This window comes from Bradyrhizobium sp. DN3 (genome assembly GCF_041357655.1).
Classification (GTDB): Bacteria; Pseudomonadota; Alphaproteobacteria; order Rhizobiales; family Xanthobacteraceae; genus Bradyrhizobium.
The window spans coordinates 23,711-41,510 of record NZ_JAULLN010000008.1 but is presented as its reverse complement, the minus strand read 5'-3'; the positions used below and the strand labels follow the sequence as shown (position 1 = coordinate 41,510).

Here is a 17,800-nt window from a genome sequence, read left to right as displayed (position 1 = left end):
GACCTGTGTACTTAGGCTATAAAGGGCCGGTGCTGTCAAGCGAACAGGACGCGCGCTACCGCATGGCTCCCCCGCCCGCCCCACAGACGATGAAAGAGCGGATCCTTCAAACCGCCGACAAGCTGTTCTATCTGCAAGGCATTCGCGCCATCGGCGTCGACACCATCGCGGCCGAGATCGGCATTTCCAAGCGCACGCTCTATAACCACTTCCCGTCCAAGGACGCGCTGATCGCGGCTTACCTCGAGCGCCGCTTCGTCAGCGCGCGCCCCTCCGACAAGCCGCCGGCCGAACAGATCCTTGCGACGTTCGATTCGCTGGAGCGACGCTTTGCGTCCAAGGATTTTCGCGGCTGCCCGTTCGTGAATGCGGTCGCCGAGCTGGGGCCTTCCGACCGCGCCGTGAAGAAGATCGCAATCGCCTTCAAGGAAAGCCGCCGCGTCTGGTTTCGCGATCGGTTGAACGAGCTCGGCGTGGCCGATGCCGACGCGCTCGCAACGCAGCTCGTGCTGCTCGTCGACGGCTCCATCGCCCAGGACCTCGTCCGCGACGATCCCGCAATGGCGCGGGCAGCAAAAGAGGCGGCGAAGGTGCTGCTGCGCAATGCCGGGGTGGATGTGGGGGATGATGCGAAGCTGGTGAAGGACAAGCGTCCGCCGCAGTGATCGCTGCCACCGCATTACTCGGTGTCATCACCCGCGAAAGCGGGTGATCCAGTATTCCAGAGGCAGCGAGGTTAGGACGTGGACTCATTAACGCGCAGCCAGCCATACCCTGATCGATGCAAGCTGTACGAAGGCAAGGTAGTTAGCGGCGAGCCTGTCGTAGCGCGTTGCCACCCGTTTGATTCTGTTGAAGAACCGCTCGACCTGGTTGCGAGCGCGGTAGAGATAGGGACTGAAGCAGATCGGATCGCTGCAATTGCTTTTCGGTGGAATGTTGGCCCACGCGCCCTTCTTCATGGCAAGCTCTCTGATCCAGTCGGCATCATAGCCACGATCCGCAAGCAGCATCGACCCGGATTTCAGTCGAGACAGCAGTTTTCCGGCGAGTCGAACGTCATGTGCCTCGCCGGGGCTCAGCGCCAGCCGTACCGGCAGACCATTGCTATCGACCACCGCATGAATTTTGCTCGTCAAGCCGCCGCGTGACCTCCCCATCGACTGGCGCTGGTTTCGTGTGATGCAGGCTCCATGCTGATGCACTCGGACAATGGAGGTGTCGATCATCTGCACAGCGGCAACATGGGCAGCGGCGAGCGCGTCGATGATGCGGCCCCAGACACCAGCCCGCCGCCAGCGGACGAACCGGTTGTAGCAAGTGGTGTATGGGCCAAACGCTTCGGGCAGATCACGCCAAGGTGCCCCGGATCGCAAGACCCAGAAGATGCCATTGAGGACACGTCGGTTGTTTACCCGAGGGACGCCACGCGGCTTGTTCGGCAACATCGGCTTGATGGCAACCCATTCACAATCGGCAAGTTCGTAGCGCATGATTCGAGCCCCAAATATGCGAGTTGAATCATGAGCGTCCGGCCAAACGCAACCTTTTGGCTGGCGATGGTTTGGCGCTTTCAGGTCAAAGCGGACATCAGCCACACGACGACCCCCGCTCAAATCTTCGAAAATGACCCAAGGCGGACGTTAGTCGGACCGTGTGGCCGACTCGTCGATTTTCATGATCGGCTGGCCTGCCTTGATCTGCTGGCCGACGCGGTCACGCACGATTCAAGTTTTGTTTTTTGACTTTGGGCAGACAAATCTCCGCCCACTTGGTCGTTGCCACGGTGCGCGGCGATGAACATGGCGACGGCCGACCGGCAATAGGATTCGATTTCGTTGTCGTCCTCTGCTCTCGCCTCATCGAAGCGTGCGATCATCAGGAGATCGGATCCTTTGAAAAGCGCGGCAAACAAGCGGGCGGACTGGAGAGGGTCGGGCACGTTCAGAAGCGCCTTCGCGTGCAGCTGACGCAACAGGGCCTCGATTTGGCCGATGACATGGGCGGGGCCGGCTTCGTAATGGAGCTTGCTTAACGACTTTTGACTCGTCTTGTCGGCCATGACCATGGCTTCGACACTGCGGACGTCTGATCTCAACAGCGTGCGAAGCAGTGATGATCCCACCGCCATGAGCTGATCTTCGACCGAACCGTCGACGCCTTCAAGAAGCGCCTGTGGTGCAAACAACTGATGGCAGCCGGCCGCGATGGCCGCGCTGAACAGCGCCTCCTTGCTCTCGAAGTGCCTGTAGATGCTGAGCTTGGATATCTTCGCCCGCTGGGCGACCTTGTCCAACGTCGTTGCTTGAAAACCCAATTCCACAAAGAGTTCGCTCGCGGCGTCGACGATCGTTTGGCCAAGCGCTTCGTTGGCGGGCCGGCCACGCCGGCCCTGGCTGTTTTCGGTCACGACAATTCCAGTACTTGACAGTATCCTAATTCTTGAATTACGATACCATGAAGTATCCGAATTGTGCAAGCCAACGGGTAGGTTTCGACCTGTCCTCCATCCGGAGCCCATCACCATGGATGACGTGATCATCATCGGCGGCAGCTTCGCCGGCCTCGCCGCCGCCCTGCAACTCGGCCGTGCCCGCCGCAAGGTCACCGTTCTCGATACCGGCCTGCCACGCAACCGCTTCGCCGGCCACTCGCACGGCCTGCTCGGCCACGATCACAAGCCGCCGCTGGACATCCTGGCCGAGGCGCGGCAGCAGCTGGCGCGTTATCCCGCGATCAGGCTGGTGAGTGCCCGGGCCGAAAGTGTCTCCGGCGCCATCGACGATTTCAACGTCATCACTGGCGATGGCGAAAGCCTTGGGGCGCGTCGTCTGATCCTGAGCTATGGCGTGGCCGACCAGATGCCTGATGTTCCGGGCTTTGCCGAAAGCTGGGGCACGTCCATCGTGCCCTGCCCCTATTGCGACGGCTTTGAAGTCGCCGGCCAGCATTGGGGCCTCGTCTGGTCCGGCCCGCAGTCGCACAATCAGGTCAGGCTGTTCCTCGATTGGACCGACAAGTTGACGCTCTTCGCCGATGGTCACGACATTCCGCCCGATATCCAGGCCGATCTGGCGCGCCGCAACATACCTGTCGTCGATGGCCGGATCACCGAGATCGCCCATCACAAGGGCCATATCGCCACCGTCAATCTCGATACTGGCCGCAATGTCGCGGTCGACATCCTGTTCGCCCATCCGCGCAACAAGCCGTCCGCGAGCCTGCATGAATCACTGGGTCTCGCCACGGTGGATACGCCCGTCGGCATCGCCCTCAAGGTCGACGAGCGCCGTCAAACCAGCATGCCTGGCATCTACGCCGCCGGCGACCTCGTCACGCCCTTCTTGCCCTCGGTCACCCAGGCATCATCGCAGGGCGCGATGGCGGGTATCTTCGCCCAGCAGTCGATGGTGGTTTGAGAGCATAGATTCCCTTCTCCCGAAGTCAGGATCTCCGATGACCAACGACCTTCCCATTGTGCTCCTCCATGGCTCGGCCACCGGCTCCTATTCCTGGGCCGCGGTCCGCACGGGTCTGGAGGCGCACGGCGCCAGGGTGGTGGCACCCGACATGCTCGGCTACGGGCGGTCGCCGCCACCGAGCGAGGCGTGGCAGCTAAAGGACGAGGTGGCCCACCTGCGCGGCTGGCTCGACATGCAGGGCGTCGGCGCGTTCCACCTCGTCACCCACTCGATCGGGGCATTTTTCGGACTTCACCTGCGGCTGGCCGTCGGGTCTCGCGTGGCGCGGCTCACGTTGGTCGATCCTATGGTCGTCAGCGTGCTGCGCGTGCCCGGGGAGGAAGACGCCCTGCGCGAGGTGCAGACCCTCTGCGATCGGTTCATGCGCGCGCTCCCGGATCACGATGCGGCCGCCTGCCTGTTGGTGGAGCACTGGAGCGGCGCCGGCGCGTGGAACGCGCTGGGCGAGAAGGGCCGTGCGCTAGTTGCAGGGCTCACACCGCGGCTGCGGCTCGATATGACCGCCAGCGCAGCCGATCGGACCACGCTCGCCGAGCTCACCCCGACCGCGGTGCCGACCTCGGTGCTCGTCGGAGAGCGAACGTCGGCCGCTCCGCGGTCGGTGAGCCGTCTGCTCGCGGAAGCGTTCGACGCTCGCACGGTCGTTGTCCCCAGGGCTGCACACATGATCCCACTGACCCACCCCGCGGCGGTCGTCGAGGCGATTCACGCCGACATGGTGGCATCGTGAGTCGCGCCGAGCGCTCGCTCGATCCCAGGTGATCGGCCTCGAACAGCCCCGTCAATCAATTCAACACCAATTCCAGGAGTCGCCAGTGAAGTTGTCCGGTCACACCATTCTCGTCACGGGCGGGAGCGCCGGTATCGGTCTCGCGGAAACCTTGACATGAAACACTCCCATCCCATCCTTGTCACCGGTGCCGCTGGCCAAGTTGGCGCGATCGGACCGAGCGTGACGAAGTCTCTGCTGGAGCGCGGGCTGAAGGTGCGCGCCATGGTCCGCCAGGATGACGGCCGGGCGGAATCGCTGAGGGCACTTGGTGCCGAGGTGATCGTCGGAGATCTGTTCGACCTGGACGCGGTGCACCGCGCCGTGGATGGCTGCAAGCGCCTGTACTTCAGCATGTCGGTCAACGAGAAGTATCTCGAGGCTACGACGAACGTGGCGGTGGTTGCCCGACACCATGGCGTCGAAGCATTCGTCAACATGTCGCAGATGACGGTCTCGGAGATGAGCATCCGCGAGACCGCGCGCAGCCCGCAGCACAAGCAGCACTGGCTGGCCGAACAGGTCTTGCAGTGGAGCGGCTTGCCGGTGGTCACGATGCGTCCGACCGCCTTCATGGACGCGTTCTTCTGGCGATTTGCCGTTCCGACGGTCACCGCTCAGGACGCGCTGATGTTGCCCTTCGGAGAGGGAAAGACGTCGCCAATCGCCGCCCACGATGTTGCGCGGTGCGTGACAGAGGTGTTGGCCAATCCCGAGTCTCACCTTGGAAAGGTATACGAGCTGACCGGTCCCCGTGCGGAGACGCTTCGCGAGGTCGCCGAAGATTTCACAAGAGTCTTGGGGCGTCCAATCACCTACAAGAACATTCCGTTGGAGCCCTGGCTGGAGAGCCTGCGATCCATTGGCGCATCCGCACACGTGGTCGCGCACTTGGAGTCGATGGCACTGCTGCACCGGGACGGCCGATACGACCGATCCTCGGGCGATGTGGACCTGCTGACTGGTGTGCCGCCGATGTCGATCGAGGACTTCGTTCGCGCGCATCAGAACGACTTTCTGAAGGCAGACGCGCGCAAGCCGTAATCTTTCGCTTGTAGGCCGGATGAAATGCATCATCTCGGAAGTGCCCGGCGGTCGCCGCTGCGCCCAGTGATCGGGTAGCTGGAGGCGGGACCGCTGGAGACGATGCGCGCTTTTGCATCGGACGCTTAGTTAAGAACGAAGCAGAACAAGGATATGTCATGGCACAGCACAAGGGCGATCGGGTCGCCGACTGGAATGGCCAAAGCGGGGAGCGCTGGGTCGCCCACCAGGCCCGGCTCGACGCCAGGCTGGCGGTGTTCGGCCAGGCCGCGATCGAAGCCGCCGCGCCCGCGACGGGCGAGCGCGTGCTGGACGTCGGCTGCGGCGCGGGCGCGTCGAGCCTGGCTCTGGCCGCCCTCGTCGGCGCGGGGGGCCAAGTGCTGGGCGTGGACATATCCGAACCACTGATCGCCCGAGCGCGCGCGCTTGCGCCACAGGATACGCCGGCCCGGTTCCGCGTGGCCGACGCCAGCAGCGCCGAGCTGCCCGAGGGGGCGTTCGACATTTTGTTCTCGCGTTTCGGGGTGATGTTCTTCGAAGATCCGACAGGGGCGTTCGCCCATATGCGCCACGCGCTCCAACCGGGCGGCCGGGTCGCATTCGTCTGTTGGCGCGGCGCGGCCGAGAACGATTGGATGCGCCTGCCGATGGGCGCGATCAGAGGCATCGTCCCGCTGACGGCGCCGCCCGATCCCGAAGCGCCCGGTCCATTCTCGTTCGGCGACCCGAGGCGGGTGGGTCGGATCCTGACGGCGGCCGGGTTCACCAATATCGCTATCGCGCCTTTCGATGCTCTTGTCCCGTTTGGCGAGGGCGCGACGCGGGACGCGGCGATCGACGACGCGGTGAAGATGGCGATCGAGGTCGGCCCGCTGTCGCGCGTGCTCGCCGATCAGCCCGACGACATCCGCGCTCGCGCCTCGGCCGCGGTTCGTGCCGCCTTCGCGGGCCGCCCCGGTGAGCGGTCGCTAATGATCGAGAGCGCGACGTGGATCGTCACTGCGCGCAATCCGGCAAGCTGAGGGATTAAGAGGGGAAGACGCCCCCGCTCGGTGGCCTTTGGCCGGTCAGCGGGATCAGATGAGGGCGTATCCGCGGTGTCGGAGCAAAGCGATTTATGAGTACGCGCCCTAGAACCGAAAGGCCGCGGCGTACTGGATTCCCCGCATGCGCGGGGAATGACAGCGGAGTTTGTAGGACATGTTCGGGATGATGGCAGAATGCCCCTGTTTTGCCCGACGTGTCAAATGGCGCTGCCGCCAGCGCAAACCGCGCTGCTCCTCGCGTAAGCCGTTGATCTTGCTACCGCCGGCTACTGTGCATGGGGTTGTTTTCGCACTTTTTGTATCGGCAGCTCACGCCGCCTGCGACACCACGCGGTTGCGGCCGTCGTGCTTGGCGCGGTAGAGCGCGGTGTCGGCACGCTTGAGGACGTCGGCGACGGCCTCGCCCTTCTGCTCCAGCGTGGTCAGGCCGATCGAGATCGTGACCTCGATGCGCTTCGTCCCCTTGTGGATCGCAAACGGCTCGCCTGCGATCGAGCGGCGCAGGCGCTCGGCGACCATGCCGGCGACGTGGAGATCCGTCTCGGGCATCACGATGACGAACTCCTCGCCGCCATAGCGGCAGGCAAGGTCAATGCCGCGGATCGACTTGCGCACCCGCACCGCGAATTCGCGCAGCACGTCGTCACCGGCGTCATGGCCGTAATTGTCGTTGATCGACTTGAAGTAATCGATGTCCAAAATCATCAGCGCGAGCGGCTTGCCGCGGGTCGCGGCCTGCTCGGCGAGCGTCGCCAGATGACTCTCCATGTAACGGCGATTGTGCAGCCCGGTGAGCGCGTCGGTGATCGCCATCTCGATCGAGTTCTGCACGTTGTCGCGCAGGTGATCGGTGTAGCGGCGGCGGCGGATCTGGGTTCGGGCCCGCGCCAGCAGCTCGGTCTTGTCGATGGGGCGCAGCAGATAGTCGTTGACGCCGATCTCGAGGCCGCGGAGCAGCCGCGTCGAGTTCTCGGGGTCGGCGATTGCCAGGATCGGCACGTGGCGCGTGCGCTCCAGCGAGCGTGCCTGGCTGCAGAGCCGCAGGCCATCGAAATTGTTGAGATCGAGCGAGACGATCAAGAGGTCGTAATTGCCCTCGGCGGCGTGAAACAGCGCTTCCGTCGGGTTCGGCTCGACGTCGATGGTGTGCTCGGCGGCGAGGATCGTCGCCAGCCGCTCATAGGAGGACTCGCGGTCGTCGACCAGCAGGATGCGGCCGCCCTTGCCGGTGTCGGCCACCGCGCTGCGCTCCGGCGCCTGCATGCCGATCTCGAGCGAGGTGATGGCGCGCATGCGCAGCTCATCGGTCATCATCTTCAGCCGCGTCAGCGAGCGCACGCGCGCGATCAGCACCACGTCGGAGACGGGTTTTGTCAGAAAATCGTCGGCGCCGGCTTCAAGTCCGCGGTTGCGGTCGGACGGGCTGTCGAGCGCGGTGACCATCACGACGGGAATGTGGTGGGTGGCAGGGTCCGTCTTCAGGCGGCGGCAAACTTCGAAGCCGTCCATGTCGGGCATCATCACGTCGAGCAGGATGATGTCGCATTCGGCGCGCCGGCTGATCGCCAGCGCCTCGGCGCCGTTCGCCGCAGTCATCACGTCGAAATATTCGGCAGACAGGCGGGCTTCGAGGAGCTTGACGTTGGCAGGAACGTCATCGACAACCAGGATACGCGCGGACACTTTGAACTCACTTCCTATCCGATAAAACGCCGGACCGTCTCAATGAATTTGCCGACCGAGATCGGCTTGGACAAATAGGCTTCGCAGCCGCCCTCGCGGATGCGCTCTTCGTCGCCCTTCATCGCGAAGGCGGTGACCGCGACGACGGGAATAGTGCGCAGCTCCGGATCGTCCTTGATCCAGCGCGTCACCTCGAGGCCCGAGACCTGCGGCAATTGGATATCCATCAGCACGAGGTCGGGCCGCATCTTGCGCACGAGGTCGAGCGCCTCGTAGCCGTTGCTGGTGCCGGAGGTCTGGTAACCGTGCGCCTCCAACAGGTCGCGGAAGAGCTTCATGTTGAGCTCGTTGTCTTCCACGATCAGGACGGTCTTAGCCATCCCGCCCTCCTGATTGGTCCGCAGACCCATACATGTGACGCCTCAGGCGCCGCTCGCCGGCGCTTCGAAAACTGGATTCAAACTAGCCCCAGATTCGCTCTAGTTTCGTTAAACCCGAGGGCCGACTTTCTGCGATGTGGTTTCCAGTTGCTTGTCGGGCTCGCAAGACTCGAGGCGAAGACTCGGGCATGATGATTCCAAATTAGAGACCGAAAGTTAACGGAAAGGCAAACCGGCCCCGTGAAAAAGCCTGTTCACAACCCCCGCGAAGTCGCTGAAATCGTTGCGATTCAGGCCCTGTCCTTCGTCGCCGGCGAGCCCGAGCGGCTGGGCCTGTTCCTGGCTGAGACAGGGGTCGGTCCGGACACCCTGCGCAATGCCGCCTCCGACCCCAATTTCCTGCTCAGCGTGCTCGATTTCGTGCTGCGCGATGACGAGACCGTGAAGGCCTTTGCGAAGACCGCGGAACTGCATCCGACCAACGTTGCCGCGGCGCGGCAGGTGCTGGGCGACGCGCTCGGCGACCCCTCCTGGGAGCGCGACGTGCCGTGACCGAACCCGATCCGGCCGGGCCCCGTTGCTTCTGCCGGGATTGTCTGGCCGATCTGGATATGGGCGTGAGGCGCTGTTCCGCCTGCGGATCCCCTCGCCTGGTCCGCCACCGCGCGCTCGCGGGCCTGACCATCGCCCATATCGACTGCGACGCCTTCTATGCGACCGTCGAGAAGCGCGACGATCCTGCTATCGCCGATAAGCCCGTCATCATCGGCGGAGGCAAGCGCGGCGTGGTGTCGGCTGCCTGCTACATCGCCCGCACCTATGGCGTGCGCTCGGCCATGCCGATGTTCAAGGCTCTGGAGGCCTGCCCGCACGCCACCGTGATCCCGCCCGACATGTCGAAGTACGTCCGGGTCGGCCGCGAGGTGCGCCAGTCCATGCAGGCGCTGACGCCGCTGGTCGAGCCGCTCTCGATCGACGAGGCCTTCCTCGATCTGTCCGGCACCGAGCGCGTCCACGGCATGATCCCGGCAAAGGTGCTGGCGCGCTTTGCGCGCGAGATCGAGCGCGACATCGGCATCACCGTCTCGGTCGGCCTGTCCTGCAACAAGTTCTTGGCCAAGATCGCCTCCGACCTCGACAAGCCGCGCGGCTTTGCCGCGCTCGACCAGGACGAAGCGCGCTTGATGCTGGCTTCGAGGCCGGTCGGCTTCATCTTTGGCGTCGGACCGGCCACGCAGGAGCGTCTCGTGCAGCGCGGCTTCCGCATCATCGCCGATCTGCAGAAGGCCGACGAGATCGAGATGATGCGGCAGTTTCCGAGTGACGGCCGCCGGCTATGGCGGCTCGCGCGCGGCATCGACGACCGCCGCGTCGAGCCTGATCGCGGCGCCAAGACGATTTCCAGCGAGACCACATTCGAGAGCGACATCCGCGATTTCGCGACGCTGGAGAAAATCTTGTGGCGGCTATGCGAGAAGACGTCGTCGCGTCTCAAGAGCAGCGAGCTCGCCGGCTCGACCGTCACGCTGAAGCTGAAGACCGCCGATTTCCGCGAGCGCACGCGCTCACAGTCGATCGCCGCCCCGACGCAGCTCGCCGCAAAGATCTTCTCGATCTGCCGCGAGATGCTGGCGAAAGAGATCGACGGCACCGCCTTCCGCCTGATGGGCGCCGGCGTCAGCGCGCTGCGCGACGGCTCGGTCTCCGACGACACCGACATGCTCGACCGCCGCGCCGCGCACGCCGAGCGCGCGGTGGACAGTCTGCGCAAGAAGTTCGGCAGTGCCGCGGTGATCCGCGGCATTGCGTATGAGGGGCCGGAGAAGGCGCAGGAGTGATCGAGTCCTGGTCAACTCAGTCGCGTTCGAAGATCCGTGCACCCGGATAGGCGCGCCGGGCATACTGAACGACCAACTGCCGATCCTGAGTTTCCAGGAACGGCGTTCGGATCTGACAAGACCCGACGATGAGGTGCCACAGGCCGTTGAGCTTTCGAATGACGACGTTCATTTGAGCCTCCTCGCAGTGACCCGAGTGGACTCAAATTGTAAGAATCTCCCGCCGTGGCTCAATTCTACCAGCGTAAGGTCAGCGTATGAGAAGGATTAGAGGAGATATACAAAGGTATGTTGACCATGGCTCCAACAGCCTCTGTCGCCGATAGCTTCGCGAGGGCTCAAACGATCCTGCCGGTTCAGGGGCTGGCACCGTGACAGGCGAACGCGATCTCGACGCGCTGCTGAGTAACATGAAGCCGGAGATCCTGAACGGCATCTTCGTGTTTTGCACGCTTGCGCCCAGCGCGAGCATTCCAGCCACCATCAGTCCGATGCTGACGTTCCGCGAACGCGAAGGAACAACGCTGGTGATCGCTCTCGAAGAGGCCGAAGCGGCAGGCCTGCGCTACGAGTTCGCCTCGCGCCTGATCACTCTGACGGTTCATTCGTCGCTGGACGCGGTCGGCTTCCTGGCTGCGATCACAGCCCATCTCGCCGCAGCTGGCATCAGCGTGAATGCCGTTTCGGCCTTCCATCACGATCACCTCTTCGTGCCCGTGGACAGGGCTGACGAAGCGATGGCTGTTCTACAGAAGATGTCTGGCGCGAGACACTCGTAGCCCGGATGGAGCGAAGCGCAATCCAGGACAGCGCATCCTAGCAGCAGACCCGGATTACGCTTCGCTCCATCCGGGCTACAAGAGAGACCTCAATCCGCGACGGCCACCGCCTCGATCTCGATCAGCCATTCCGGCGCGGCGAGCGCGGAGACACCGACAAGCGTAGAGGCCGGCGGCTCCATACCTTCGAAGAAGACGGAGCGGGCTTTGCCGATGATGGGGCGCAGCTCCGGCTTGTAGTTCACGACGAAGGTCGTGATCTTGACGATGTTGGCGTAGCTCGCCCCCGCCGCTTTCAGCGCGTGGCCGAGATTCTGCATCACCTGCGTCGTCTGCGCGGCAATATCGCCCTCGCCGACGATCCGCCCCTCCTCGTCCACCGACACCTGACCGGAGATGTAGATGGTGCGCGCGCCGGTAGCAGTGACGACGTGGGAATAGGCGGGATTGTGATGCAGCCCGCTGGGGCGGAGATGGTCGAGCTTGGGCATGGTACTGGCCTCCCGGATGTTTGTGGTTGGGAGGAGCGTAGCTGGAGAGCGCGCGGAGAGCCAGCCCCGTCATTGCGAGGAGCTCTTGCGACGAAACAATCCAGAATTTTTCCGCGGAGAGATTCTGGATTGCTTCGCGGAGCCTGTCATCGGGCCGCGCTGCGCGCGGACCCGGTGGCTCGCAATGACGGAGGAGAGACAGGTCCCTCAATTACAGGGCTTGCTGTCCTTCACGTCGAACTTGCCCATCGCGCCGGAGATCACGAAATCGTTGTAGTCGAGCACGAGCTGGCGGGAGACGCCGTTCTCGTAGAGCTCGAACGCCATCGCGTAGACCGGCGTCTGCTCGCCTTCCTTCTGCTGGGCCTCGCGGTCGAAGTAACTGACGGTGACGGGCCAGCGCTTGAGCGATTTCATATGCTCGTCGGAGATCGACGGGTCGGACGCGGTGGCACGGTCGGCCGGGATCGGCTGGCCGATCACGGTCAGTGTGTTGTAGACCTTCTGGCCATCGTCGGAGCCGTCATAGACGGAGAGCTCGAGCAGCGACTTGCCTTCGTTGGCCGCAGCGATGATGCGCTGGATCTGCTCGGTCGGGAATACGATCTTGCCGTCGAGGGTAAATGTCTTCGGCGCCGGCAGTTTCAGCTTGACGTTGATGTGGTCGCCGTCGCGCTCGGCTGAGCCGTCGACGCGGCCGGCATCCGCCTCGTTCATGCGCGTCTCGATGTTGAAGCGGTAGCTCTTGCCGGCGGCGTCCTCCCAGGAATTGGAGCGGAGGTCGCTCAGCGTGACCTTACCCTCGCCGCTGTCGAGCTCGGAGACCTGGCGGAATTCCGAGGTATAACCCTCGCAGGCATTCCCCGTGAAATTGTAGAGGATGCGGCCGCGGGCACTGTTGACCGAGTTGGAGCGCGATTTCACGAGGCTGAGGTCATAAAGCGCCTGGTGCGCGAGGAACGGACCCTTGGCGGCCTGCGCCCCGCCGCCAAGGCCGACAGTGGCCGCCGCGAGCGCCATCACACCGAGCGAAGTCCGGAAAAGGTGCACCATGTCTGTTCCTTGAGGATGCGTCCTTGGGGAAGCGCAGATTAGACATTTTAATGACCGATCCATTGCGTCGCAACTGAGGCCGTTTCACGTAAAGTTGCGGCTCCGCGTTGAACCTCCTCCCCTGCCTCAACAAAATGCAGTCCCTCCGGTTGCTTGCATGTGGCGGCACGATGAGCGAAACAGGGCCGCCGGCCTCCAGAGGCGTCGGGGCAGATGAATTCTTGGACAACGAGGTCGAACATGGCTGGCACAGTCGAGCAGAAACTGGCGGAACAAGGCATCAAGCTGCATGAAGCCCCCACTCCCGTCGCCAACTATGTGCCGTTCGTACGCACCGGCAATTTGCTGTTCGTCTCCGGCCAAGTCTGCTTCGATCCCGCCGGCAAGCTGATCGCCAAGGGCAAGCTGGGTGCCGGCGTCTCGATCGAAGACGGCGCTGCGGCCGCCCGCGGCTGCGCGGTAAATCTGCTGGCCCAGGTCAAGGCCGCGCTCGGCGACCTCGACAAGGTCGTGCGCGTGGTCCGCCTCGGCGGTTTCATCAACTCGGCGCCCGACTTCCTGGACGGGCCCAAGGTGCTGAACGGTGCTTCCGACCTGATGGTCGCGGCCTTCGGTGACAAGGGCCGCCATGCCCGCACCACCGTCGGGGTCGCCTCGCTGCCTGCCGATGCGGCGGTCGAGGTCGACGGCGTGTTCGAGGTCGCCTGACACGAATGCGCGCTCCGGATTGGCTGACAGCCCGGCCGGTCGCCCATCGCGGCCTGCATGACATTTCACGTGGCATCGTGGAAAACATGCCGGGCGCGGTCCAGGCCGCCATCGCAGGCAATTTTTCGATCGAGGTCGATATCCAGCTCTCCGCCGACGGCGAGGCCATGGTGCATCACGACCACGCGCTCGGCCGCCTCACCGAGGCCACCGGAGAGGTGATCGAGAAGACCGCGGCCGAGCTGAAAGCCATCAAGTTCAAGGACACGCCGGAGCGGATGATGTCGCTCGGCGACCTCTGCGCCCTGGTCGCCGGCCGGGTACCGCTGGTGATCGAGGTGAAGAGCCATTTTGTCGGCGACCGCAAGCTGGTGGAGCGGATGGCCGAGGTGCTGGCGTCCTATGACGGTCCCGCCGTCGGCATGTCCTTCGATCCCGACCAGGTGCTGGCGCTACGCGAGCTGCTGCCCTCGCGCCCGCGCGGCATCGTCGCGCAGCGGACCTATGAGGACGAGTACTGGGCCAAGCTGACGCAGGCGCAGCGCGACAGCATGCTGTACCTGCGTCACGGCTTGCAGACCCAGCCCCACTTCGTGGCGTTCAAAGTCGACCATCTGCCGGCCCCCGCCCCCTGGATTGCCCGCAACGTCTTCGGCTGTGCCCTGCTCGGCTGGACCGTACGCACGCCGGAGCAGCGGACGCGGGTCGAGCAGCATGCCGATCAGATGATTTTTGAGGGGTTCGTGCCGTAGGGTACGGCATGCGAACGCGCTCGTGTCCCGGACAAGCTGCAACGCTCCAAGCGTTGCGGCGCAGAGCCGGGACCCATCCCTCCGCGAACGTGCTGCCACAAGGGTCCCGGCTCTGCAGCGCCCCGCTGAAGGAGCGCTGCGCTGCGTCCGGGGCACGAGAGAGGCGTTCCCCACCCTTGAAGTCGCTGCTGCAATGCACGATCTTGGGGACGATGGCATCATCCGAAATCACGCTCGAGGCCGTACCTTCGATTGGCGAAGTGGCACCGGAGGATTGGGACGCCTGCGCCAATCCGGGCAAGGCTTGCAATGGGAATGGCACGGGAACCTCATCCGCCCTTCCAGGCGATTCCGCTGGTCTCTTAAAGTCGGCCTATAACCCGTTCGTCTCACACGCATTTCTCTCCGCCGCTGAGAAATCGGGCTCAGCGACGATCCGCACCGGCTGGGGACCGCGGCATCTCGTGGCCAAGCTCGACGGTCGCGTCGCCGGCGTAGTGCCCTGCTATCTCAAGTCGCACTCGCAGGGCGAATATGTCTTCGACCGCGGCTGGGCGGACGCCTATGAGCGCGCCGGCGGGCGGTACTATCCGAAGCTCCAGGTCTCGGTTCCGTTCACCCCGGCCACAGGACCGCGTCTGCTGGTCCGCGACGGTGTCGACCGCGAGCGGATCGCCGAGGCCCTGGCGAGCGGGCTGGTGGCGCTAAGCGGGGTCAGCAAGGCCTCCTCGGTGCACGTCACCTTCGCCCGCGAGGCCGAATGGAAGCTGCTCGCCAAGCACGGTTTCCTCCAGCGCACCGACCAGCAGTTCCACTGGCATAATGACGGCTTTGCCAGCTTCGATGACTTCCTGGCGACGCTGAACTCGCGCCACCGCAAGTCGATCAAGCGCGAGCGACGCGATGCGCTCGCCGCCGGCATCACCATCCACTGGCTCACGGGCAAAGACATCACCGAGGATGCCTGGGACGCGTTCTTCGAATTCTACATGGAGACCGGCTCGCGCAAATGGGGCCGGCCGTATCTGACGCGCGAGTTCTTCTCGCTGATCGGCGAGACCATGAGCGAGGACGTGCTGCTGGTGATGGCCCGCCGCAACAATCGCTGGATCGCGGGCGCGATCAACTTCATCGGCTCAGACACGCTGTTCGGCCGCAACTGGGGCGCGGTCGAGCATCATCCGTTCCTGCATTTCGAGGTCTGCTACTATCAGGCGATCGATTTCGCCATCAAGCGCGGCCTCCGGCACGTCGAGGCCGGCGCGCAGGGCGAGCACAAGATCGCACGCGGCTATCTGCCGAAGACGACCTATTCCGCCCACTTCATCGCCGATCCGGGCCTGCGGCGCGCCATCGACGACTATCTCAAGCGCGAGCGCGCCTATGTTGCGGAAGCCGGACGCGAGCTCGCCGAGCTCGGCCCGTTCCGCAAAGGCGCCGACGAGGCGCCTTGACGCCTCGCCGTTGCTGGTGACAGTAAGCGCAAAATCTCGAGGAGCCGCCGAGGAGCTAGCATGACCGCCTACGACACCAACAACATCTTCGCAAAGATCCTGCGCGGCGAGCTGCCCTGCTACAAGGTGTACGAGGACGAGCACGTCTTCGCCTTTCTCGACATCATGCCGCGCGTGCCTGGCCACACGCTGGTGATCCCGAAGGCCGCTGCCCGCAACATCCTCGACATCAGACCGGACGACTTCGCCCATGTCGCCCGCGGCGCGCACAAGATCGCGGCGGCAGCGATGAAGGCGTTCGAAGCCGACGGAATCACCGTGCAGCAGTTCAACGAGCCCGCCGGCGGACAGGTGGTGTTTCATCTCCACATGCACGTGATGCCGCGCCGCGACGGTGTCGCCATGCTGCCGCCCGCGAGCCGCAAGGAAGACACCAAGGTGCTGGAACAGCACGCAGCCAAGCTGATGGCGGCGTTGAAGGCGGGGTAGATCTCTCCGCTCGTCATTCCGGGGCGCGCCCCGTAGCCCGGATGGAGCGAAGCGCAATCCGGGACTGTCCCCGCATTCCGCTTCGCTCCATGCGGGCTACGATGGCTCCTCCTCGTCATTGCGAGCGAAGCGAAGCAATCCAGACTGCTTCCGCGGAGACGGTCTGGATTGCTTCGTCGCAAGGGCTCCTCGCAGTGACGGCGGAGAGACTTCACTCCGTCTCGAAATCGCCCTTCTGCGGCGCCGCCAGTGGCGTGAACTCGCAACGGTCCGGCTTGATGTCGATCAGCGGCGTGTTGTCGAGGCAGTCGAGTCCGCGCACCAGGATCGCATTGCCCTCGATGCCGACCAGCTTCACGATCGAGGTGCCGATCGGATTGGGCCGGACCGGTGAGCGTAGCGAAAACGTGCCGCGGGTCTTCTCGTTGTTCTTTGGGCTCTGCAGGATGATGTCGCGGCGCGACTTGTCGAGCCAGTAGAGCACTTCGAGGTTGCTGTAGAAATCGACGCCCTTGATGGCCGGCACGAACGGCTCGAATATTTCGAGCCGGCACACCGGGCCGTCGTGACGCCCCTGCCGCGGCGTCTCCAGCCGCGACGTCCAGGGGGTGCGGATGCGGCCGATGAAGACGAGGCCGGCATCCTCTGCGGGCGGCAGTTCGATGGCGACCTCGCCCTCGCGGAGCTCCTGTTCGCGAACCATATTTCCTGTTCCTTGCTGTTCGCCGGCGGTTTTAGCCCAACCACCACTTGCCGGCCAGCATGAAGACTTCGCCCGTGACCACGCCGGCAAAGATCGAGCGGCGGGTCAGCAGGAAGACGACGAGCCCCGCTCCCACCGCGCCATAGCGCAAGATATCCGGCACGCTGGCAAGCGCCCCTGGCGGCTCGACCACGATCTGGGCGATGACGCCGGCCAGGATCGCGGTCGCGACCGCCCGCACCCAGACCAGCAACTCGGAGCCCTCGTCGATGCCGCCGCCGAACCACAGGCCCAGCATGCGCCAGATCTGGTTGGGAACGACGCCGGCGACGAAGAGCACGGCGAGCGCATGCCAGTCGCCGATGAGCTGCGAAAAGCTCATGCGCGCACCTCCCGCCACCAATGCACGCCATAGGCGATCGTGCCAGCCACGACGCCGCTGACGAGGATGTCGAGGCCGGAGTTCATTTTCGCCGCTAGCGGATAGAGCAGGATTCCGAGCGTCAATGCGACGACATCGGCGACCTCGCGGCTGTTGCGTGCGGTCGAGAACAGGAACGACAGCGGCGTCAACAGCAGGATCGCAGCTCCCAGCGTCTGCGTCAGGTTGGCGGCGAGGAAATAGCCAACCGTGTTGGCGGTGAGGCACACCGAGACCAGGCCGCAGCCGAGCCCGTGGACGAAGGCGATGCGCCGCTCGCGCGGCACAAGCGGCAGGAAGCGGTGGCATTCGACCCAGAGCGTGACGGCGGTGAGATGCGCGGTGAAGATCAGCTCGCGCCGTTTCGTCGTCGGCGTGCGCATCAACGGCAACACCGAGACCACCATCGGAAACAGGCGGATGGCGCTGACGGTGACCGCGATCGCCGACTGGATGATGGTGGCACCCGAGCCAAGCGTGGTAATCAGGATAATCTGCGCAGGACCCGCCCAGACGAACAACGTCGAGGCGAGCGCCCAGAGCAGGCTGAAATGGGTGTCGTGGGCGAGCGCGCCGATGCCGAGATAGGTCACGAACAGCACGATGGTGAGGATCGTCTGCGTGATCGAGCGCAGCCCCCATGCAAAGGCGCGCCAGGAGCTTTGCCATTGAGGTGAATCGAGCGGAGGCGCCACGGGAGGTTTGGTC

Annotated in this window: 22 protein-coding genes; 12 read left to right on the top strand and 10 right to left on the bottom strand. The window is 64.2% G+C overall.

Annotation, left to right across the window (positions count from 1 at the left end; all coding sequences use genetic code 11):
- Positions 1–62 precede the first annotated feature (62 nt).
- On the top strand, positions 63–665 hold the full coding sequence (locus tag AAE027_RS13815) for a TetR/AcrR family transcriptional regulator (RefSeq protein WP_370985838.1): 603 nt from the start codon (positions 63–65) through the stop codon (positions 663–665).
- A gap of 87 nt (positions 666–752) precedes the next feature.
- Here AAE027_RS13815 and AAE027_RS13810 read toward each other — a convergent pair whose 3' ends face one another.
- Both AAE027_RS13810 and AAE027_RS13805 read right to left on the bottom strand, forming a co-directional pair.
- Positions 753–1,493, bottom strand: a complete 741-nt coding sequence (locus tag AAE027_RS13810; protein ID WP_370985837.1) for an IS5 family transposase — start codon at positions 1,491–1,493, stop codon at positions 753–755.
- Between the two features lie 182 nt (positions 1,494–1,675).
- Positions 1,676–2,410, bottom strand: a complete 735-nt coding sequence (locus AAE027_RS13805; RefSeq protein WP_370985836.1) for a TetR/AcrR family transcriptional regulator — start codon at positions 2,408–2,410, stop codon at positions 1,676–1,678.
- 115 nt (positions 2,411–2,525) lie between these two features.
- Here AAE027_RS13805 and AAE027_RS13800 point away from each other — a divergent pair, with 115 nt between their 5' ends.
- The 4 genes from AAE027_RS13800 (at position 2,526) to AAE027_RS13785 (ending at position 6,317) form a co-directional block, all read left to right on the top strand.
- Positions 2,526–3,419 (top strand): NAD(P)/FAD-dependent oxidoreductase, encoded by an 894-nt coding sequence (locus tag AAE027_RS13800; protein ID WP_370985834.1) that lies wholly within the window; start codon positions 2,526–2,528, stop codon positions 3,417–3,419.
- A 37-nt stretch (positions 3,420–3,456) separates the two neighbouring features.
- Positions 3,457–4,212: an alpha/beta fold hydrolase gene (locus tag AAE027_RS13795; RefSeq protein ID WP_370985833.1), complete on the top strand. Its 756-nt coding sequence runs from the start codon at positions 3,457–3,459 to the stop codon at positions 4,210–4,212.
- Positions 4,213–4,368: 156 nt separating this feature from the next.
- Positions 4,369–5,295, top strand: a complete 927-nt coding sequence (locus tag AAE027_RS13790) for an NmrA family NAD(P)-binding protein (RefSeq protein WP_370985832.1) — start codon at positions 4,369–4,371, stop codon at positions 5,293–5,295.
- Between the two features lie 158 nt (positions 5,296–5,453).
- Positions 5,454–6,317, top strand: coding sequence for a class I SAM-dependent methyltransferase (locus tag AAE027_RS13785; protein WP_370985831.1), 864 nt, complete (start codon positions 5,454–5,456; stop codon positions 6,315–6,317).
- Between the two features lie 333 nt (positions 6,318–6,650).
- Here the strand turns inward: AAE027_RS13785 and AAE027_RS13780 are convergent, their stop codons facing one another.
- Both AAE027_RS13780 and AAE027_RS13775 read right to left on the bottom strand, forming a co-directional pair.
- Positions 6,651–8,024, bottom strand: coding sequence for a PleD family two-component system response regulator (locus tag AAE027_RS13780; protein ID WP_091895936.1), 1,374 nt, complete (start codon positions 8,022–8,024; stop codon positions 6,651–6,653).
- Between the two features lie 14 nt (positions 8,025–8,038).
- Positions 8,039–8,404 (bottom strand): response regulator, encoded by a 366-nt coding sequence (locus AAE027_RS13775; RefSeq protein WP_027553080.1) that lies wholly within the window; start codon positions 8,402–8,404, stop codon positions 8,039–8,041.
- Between the two features lie 240 nt (positions 8,405–8,644).
- Here AAE027_RS13775 and AAE027_RS13770 point away from each other — a divergent pair, with 240 nt between their 5' ends.
- Entirely contained in the window at positions 8,645–8,956 is a 312-nt protein-coding gene (locus tag AAE027_RS13770) for a DUF3572 domain-containing protein (protein ID WP_370985830.1), read from the top strand.
- Complete coding sequence (locus AAE027_RS13765; protein WP_370985829.1) at positions 8,953–10,242, top strand: DNA polymerase IV; 1,290 nt, start codon at positions 8,953–8,955, stop codon at positions 10,240–10,242. Before AAE027_RS13770 ends, AAE027_RS13765 begins: the two co-directional genes overlap by 4 nt.
- A gap of 16 nt (positions 10,243–10,258) precedes the next feature.
- Here AAE027_RS13765 and AAE027_RS13760 read toward each other — a convergent pair whose 3' ends face one another.
- Positions 10,259–10,414: a hypothetical protein gene (locus AAE027_RS13760; RefSeq protein ID WP_008548553.1), complete on the bottom strand. Its 156-nt coding sequence runs from the start codon at positions 10,412–10,414 to the stop codon at positions 10,259–10,261.
- Between the two features lie 199 nt (positions 10,415–10,613).
- Here AAE027_RS13760 and AAE027_RS13755 point away from each other — a divergent pair, with 199 nt between their 5' ends.
- Positions 10,614–11,021, top strand: coding sequence for an ACT domain-containing protein (locus tag AAE027_RS13755; protein WP_370985828.1), 408 nt, complete (start codon positions 10,614–10,616; stop codon positions 11,019–11,021).
- 89 nt (positions 11,022–11,110) lie between these two features.
- Here AAE027_RS13755 and AAE027_RS13750 read toward each other — a convergent pair whose 3' ends face one another.
- A complete protein-coding gene (locus AAE027_RS13750; RefSeq protein ID WP_091899125.1) occupies positions 11,111–11,512 on the bottom strand; it encodes a RidA family protein in 402 nt (133 codons plus the stop codon).
- 207 nt (positions 11,513–11,719) lie between these two features.
- Positions 11,720–12,565 carry a cell envelope integrity EipB family protein gene (locus tag AAE027_RS13745; RefSeq protein WP_370985827.1) on the bottom strand — a complete coding sequence of 282 codons (846 nt, stop codon included), beginning with the start codon at positions 12,563–12,565 and terminating at the stop codon, positions 11,720–11,722.
- 240 nt (positions 12,566–12,805) lie between these two features.
- Here AAE027_RS13745 and AAE027_RS13740 point away from each other — a divergent pair, with 240 nt between their 5' ends.
- The 4 genes from AAE027_RS13740 to AAE027_RS13725 all read left to right on the top strand — a co-directional run bounded on the left by AAE027_RS13740 (position 12,806) and on the right by AAE027_RS13725 (position 15,968).
- A complete protein-coding gene (locus tag AAE027_RS13740; protein ID WP_018321130.1) occupies positions 12,806–13,273 on the top strand; it encodes a RidA family protein in 468 nt (155 codons plus the stop codon).
- A 5-nt stretch (positions 13,274–13,278) separates the two neighbouring features.
- Positions 13,279–14,025, top strand: coding sequence for a glycerophosphodiester phosphodiesterase (locus tag AAE027_RS13735; protein WP_370985826.1), 747 nt, complete (start codon positions 13,279–13,281; stop codon positions 14,023–14,025).
- 212 nt (positions 14,026–14,237) lie between these two features.
- The gene (locus AAE027_RS13730; RefSeq protein ID WP_370985825.1) at positions 14,238–15,479 is read left to right on the top strand and encodes a GNAT family N-acetyltransferase; all 1,242 of its coding nucleotides are present in this window, start codon (positions 14,238–14,240) and stop codon (positions 15,477–15,479) included.
- A gap of 60 nt (positions 15,480–15,539) precedes the next feature.
- The gene (locus AAE027_RS13725) at positions 15,540–15,968 is read left to right on the top strand and encodes an HIT family protein (protein ID WP_249756425.1); all 429 of its coding nucleotides are present in this window, start codon (positions 15,540–15,542) and stop codon (positions 15,966–15,968) included.
- A 211-nt stretch (positions 15,969–16,179) separates the two neighbouring features.
- Here the strand turns inward: AAE027_RS13725 and tsaA are convergent, their stop codons facing one another.
- The 3 genes from tsaA to AAE027_RS13710 are packed head-to-tail and all read right to left on the bottom strand — an operon-like array spanning position 16,180 to position 17,787.
- Positions 16,180–16,671 carry a tRNA (N6-threonylcarbamoyladenosine(37)-N6)-methyltransferase TrmO gene (gene tsaA, locus AAE027_RS13720; protein ID WP_091889533.1) on the bottom strand — a complete coding sequence of 164 codons (492 nt, stop codon included), beginning with the start codon at positions 16,669–16,671 and terminating at the stop codon, positions 16,180–16,182.
- Between the two features lie 31 nt (positions 16,672–16,702).
- Complete coding sequence (locus AAE027_RS13715; protein WP_091889535.1) at positions 16,703–17,053, bottom strand: AzlD domain-containing protein; 351 nt, start codon at positions 17,051–17,053, stop codon at positions 16,703–16,705.
- Positions 17,050–17,787, bottom strand: coding sequence for an AzlC family ABC transporter permease (locus tag AAE027_RS13710; protein ID WP_370986052.1), 738 nt, complete (start codon positions 17,785–17,787; stop codon positions 17,050–17,052). The genes AAE027_RS13715 and AAE027_RS13710 overlap by 4 nt, the downstream gene beginning before the upstream one ends.
- Positions 17,788–17,800: the final 13 nt, after the last annotated feature.

Bases quoted from the DNA above. Each gene is read 5' to 3' on its own strand.
- AAE027_RS13815 (WP_370985838.1), top strand. From the start codon at position 63: ATGGCTCCCCCGCCCGCCCCACAGACGATGAAAGAGCGGATCCTTCAA.
- AAE027_RS13810 (WP_370985837.1), bottom strand. From the start codon at position 1,493: ATGCGCTACGAACTTGCCGATTGTGAATGGGTTGCCATCAAGCCGATG.
- AAE027_RS13800 (WP_370985834.1), top strand. From the start codon at position 2,526: ATGGATGACGTGATCATCATCGGCGGCAGCTTCGCCGGCCTCGCCGCC.
- AAE027_RS13795 (WP_370985833.1), top strand. From the start codon at position 3,457: ATGACCAACGACCTTCCCATTGTGCTCCTCCATGGCTCGGCCACCGGC.
- AAE027_RS13790 (WP_370985832.1), top strand. From the start codon at position 4,369: ATGAAACACTCCCATCCCATCCTTGTCACCGGTGCCGCTGGCCAAGTT.
- AAE027_RS13785 (WP_370985831.1), top strand. From the start codon at position 5,454: ATGGCACAGCACAAGGGCGATCGGGTCGCCGACTGGAATGGCCAAAGC.
- AAE027_RS13775 (WP_027553080.1), bottom strand. From the start codon at position 8,404: ATGGCTAAGACCGTCCTGATCGTGGAAGACAACGAGCTCAACATGAAG.
- AAE027_RS13760 (WP_008548553.1), bottom strand. From the start codon at position 10,414: ATGAACGTCGTCATTCGAAAGCTCAACGGCCTGTGGCACCTCATCGTC.
- AAE027_RS13750 (WP_091899125.1), bottom strand. From the start codon at position 11,512: ATGCCCAAGCTCGACCATCTCCGCCCCAGCGGGCTGCATCACAATCCC.
- AAE027_RS13745 (WP_370985827.1), bottom strand. From the start codon at position 12,565: ATGGTGCACCTTTTCCGGACTTCGCTCGGTGTGATGGCGCTCGCGGCG.
- AAE027_RS13740 (WP_018321130.1), top strand. From the start codon at position 12,806: ATGGCTGGCACAGTCGAGCAGAAACTGGCGGAACAAGGCATCAAGCTG.
- AAE027_RS13735 (WP_370985826.1), top strand. From the start codon at position 13,279: ATGCGCGCTCCGGATTGGCTGACAGCCCGGCCGGTCGCCCATCGCGGC.
- AAE027_RS13730 (WP_370985825.1), top strand. From the start codon at position 14,238: ATGGCATCATCCGAAATCACGCTCGAGGCCGTACCTTCGATTGGCGAA.
- AAE027_RS13725 (WP_249756425.1), top strand. From the start codon at position 15,540: ATGACCGCCTACGACACCAACAACATCTTCGCAAAGATCCTGCGCGGC.
- tsaA (WP_091889533.1), bottom strand. From the start codon at position 16,671: ATGGTTCGCGAACAGGAGCTCCGCGAGGGCGAGGTCGCCATCGAACTG.
- AAE027_RS13715 (WP_091889535.1), bottom strand. From the start codon at position 17,053: ATGAGCTTTTCGCAGCTCATCGGCGACTGGCATGCGCTCGCCGTGCTC.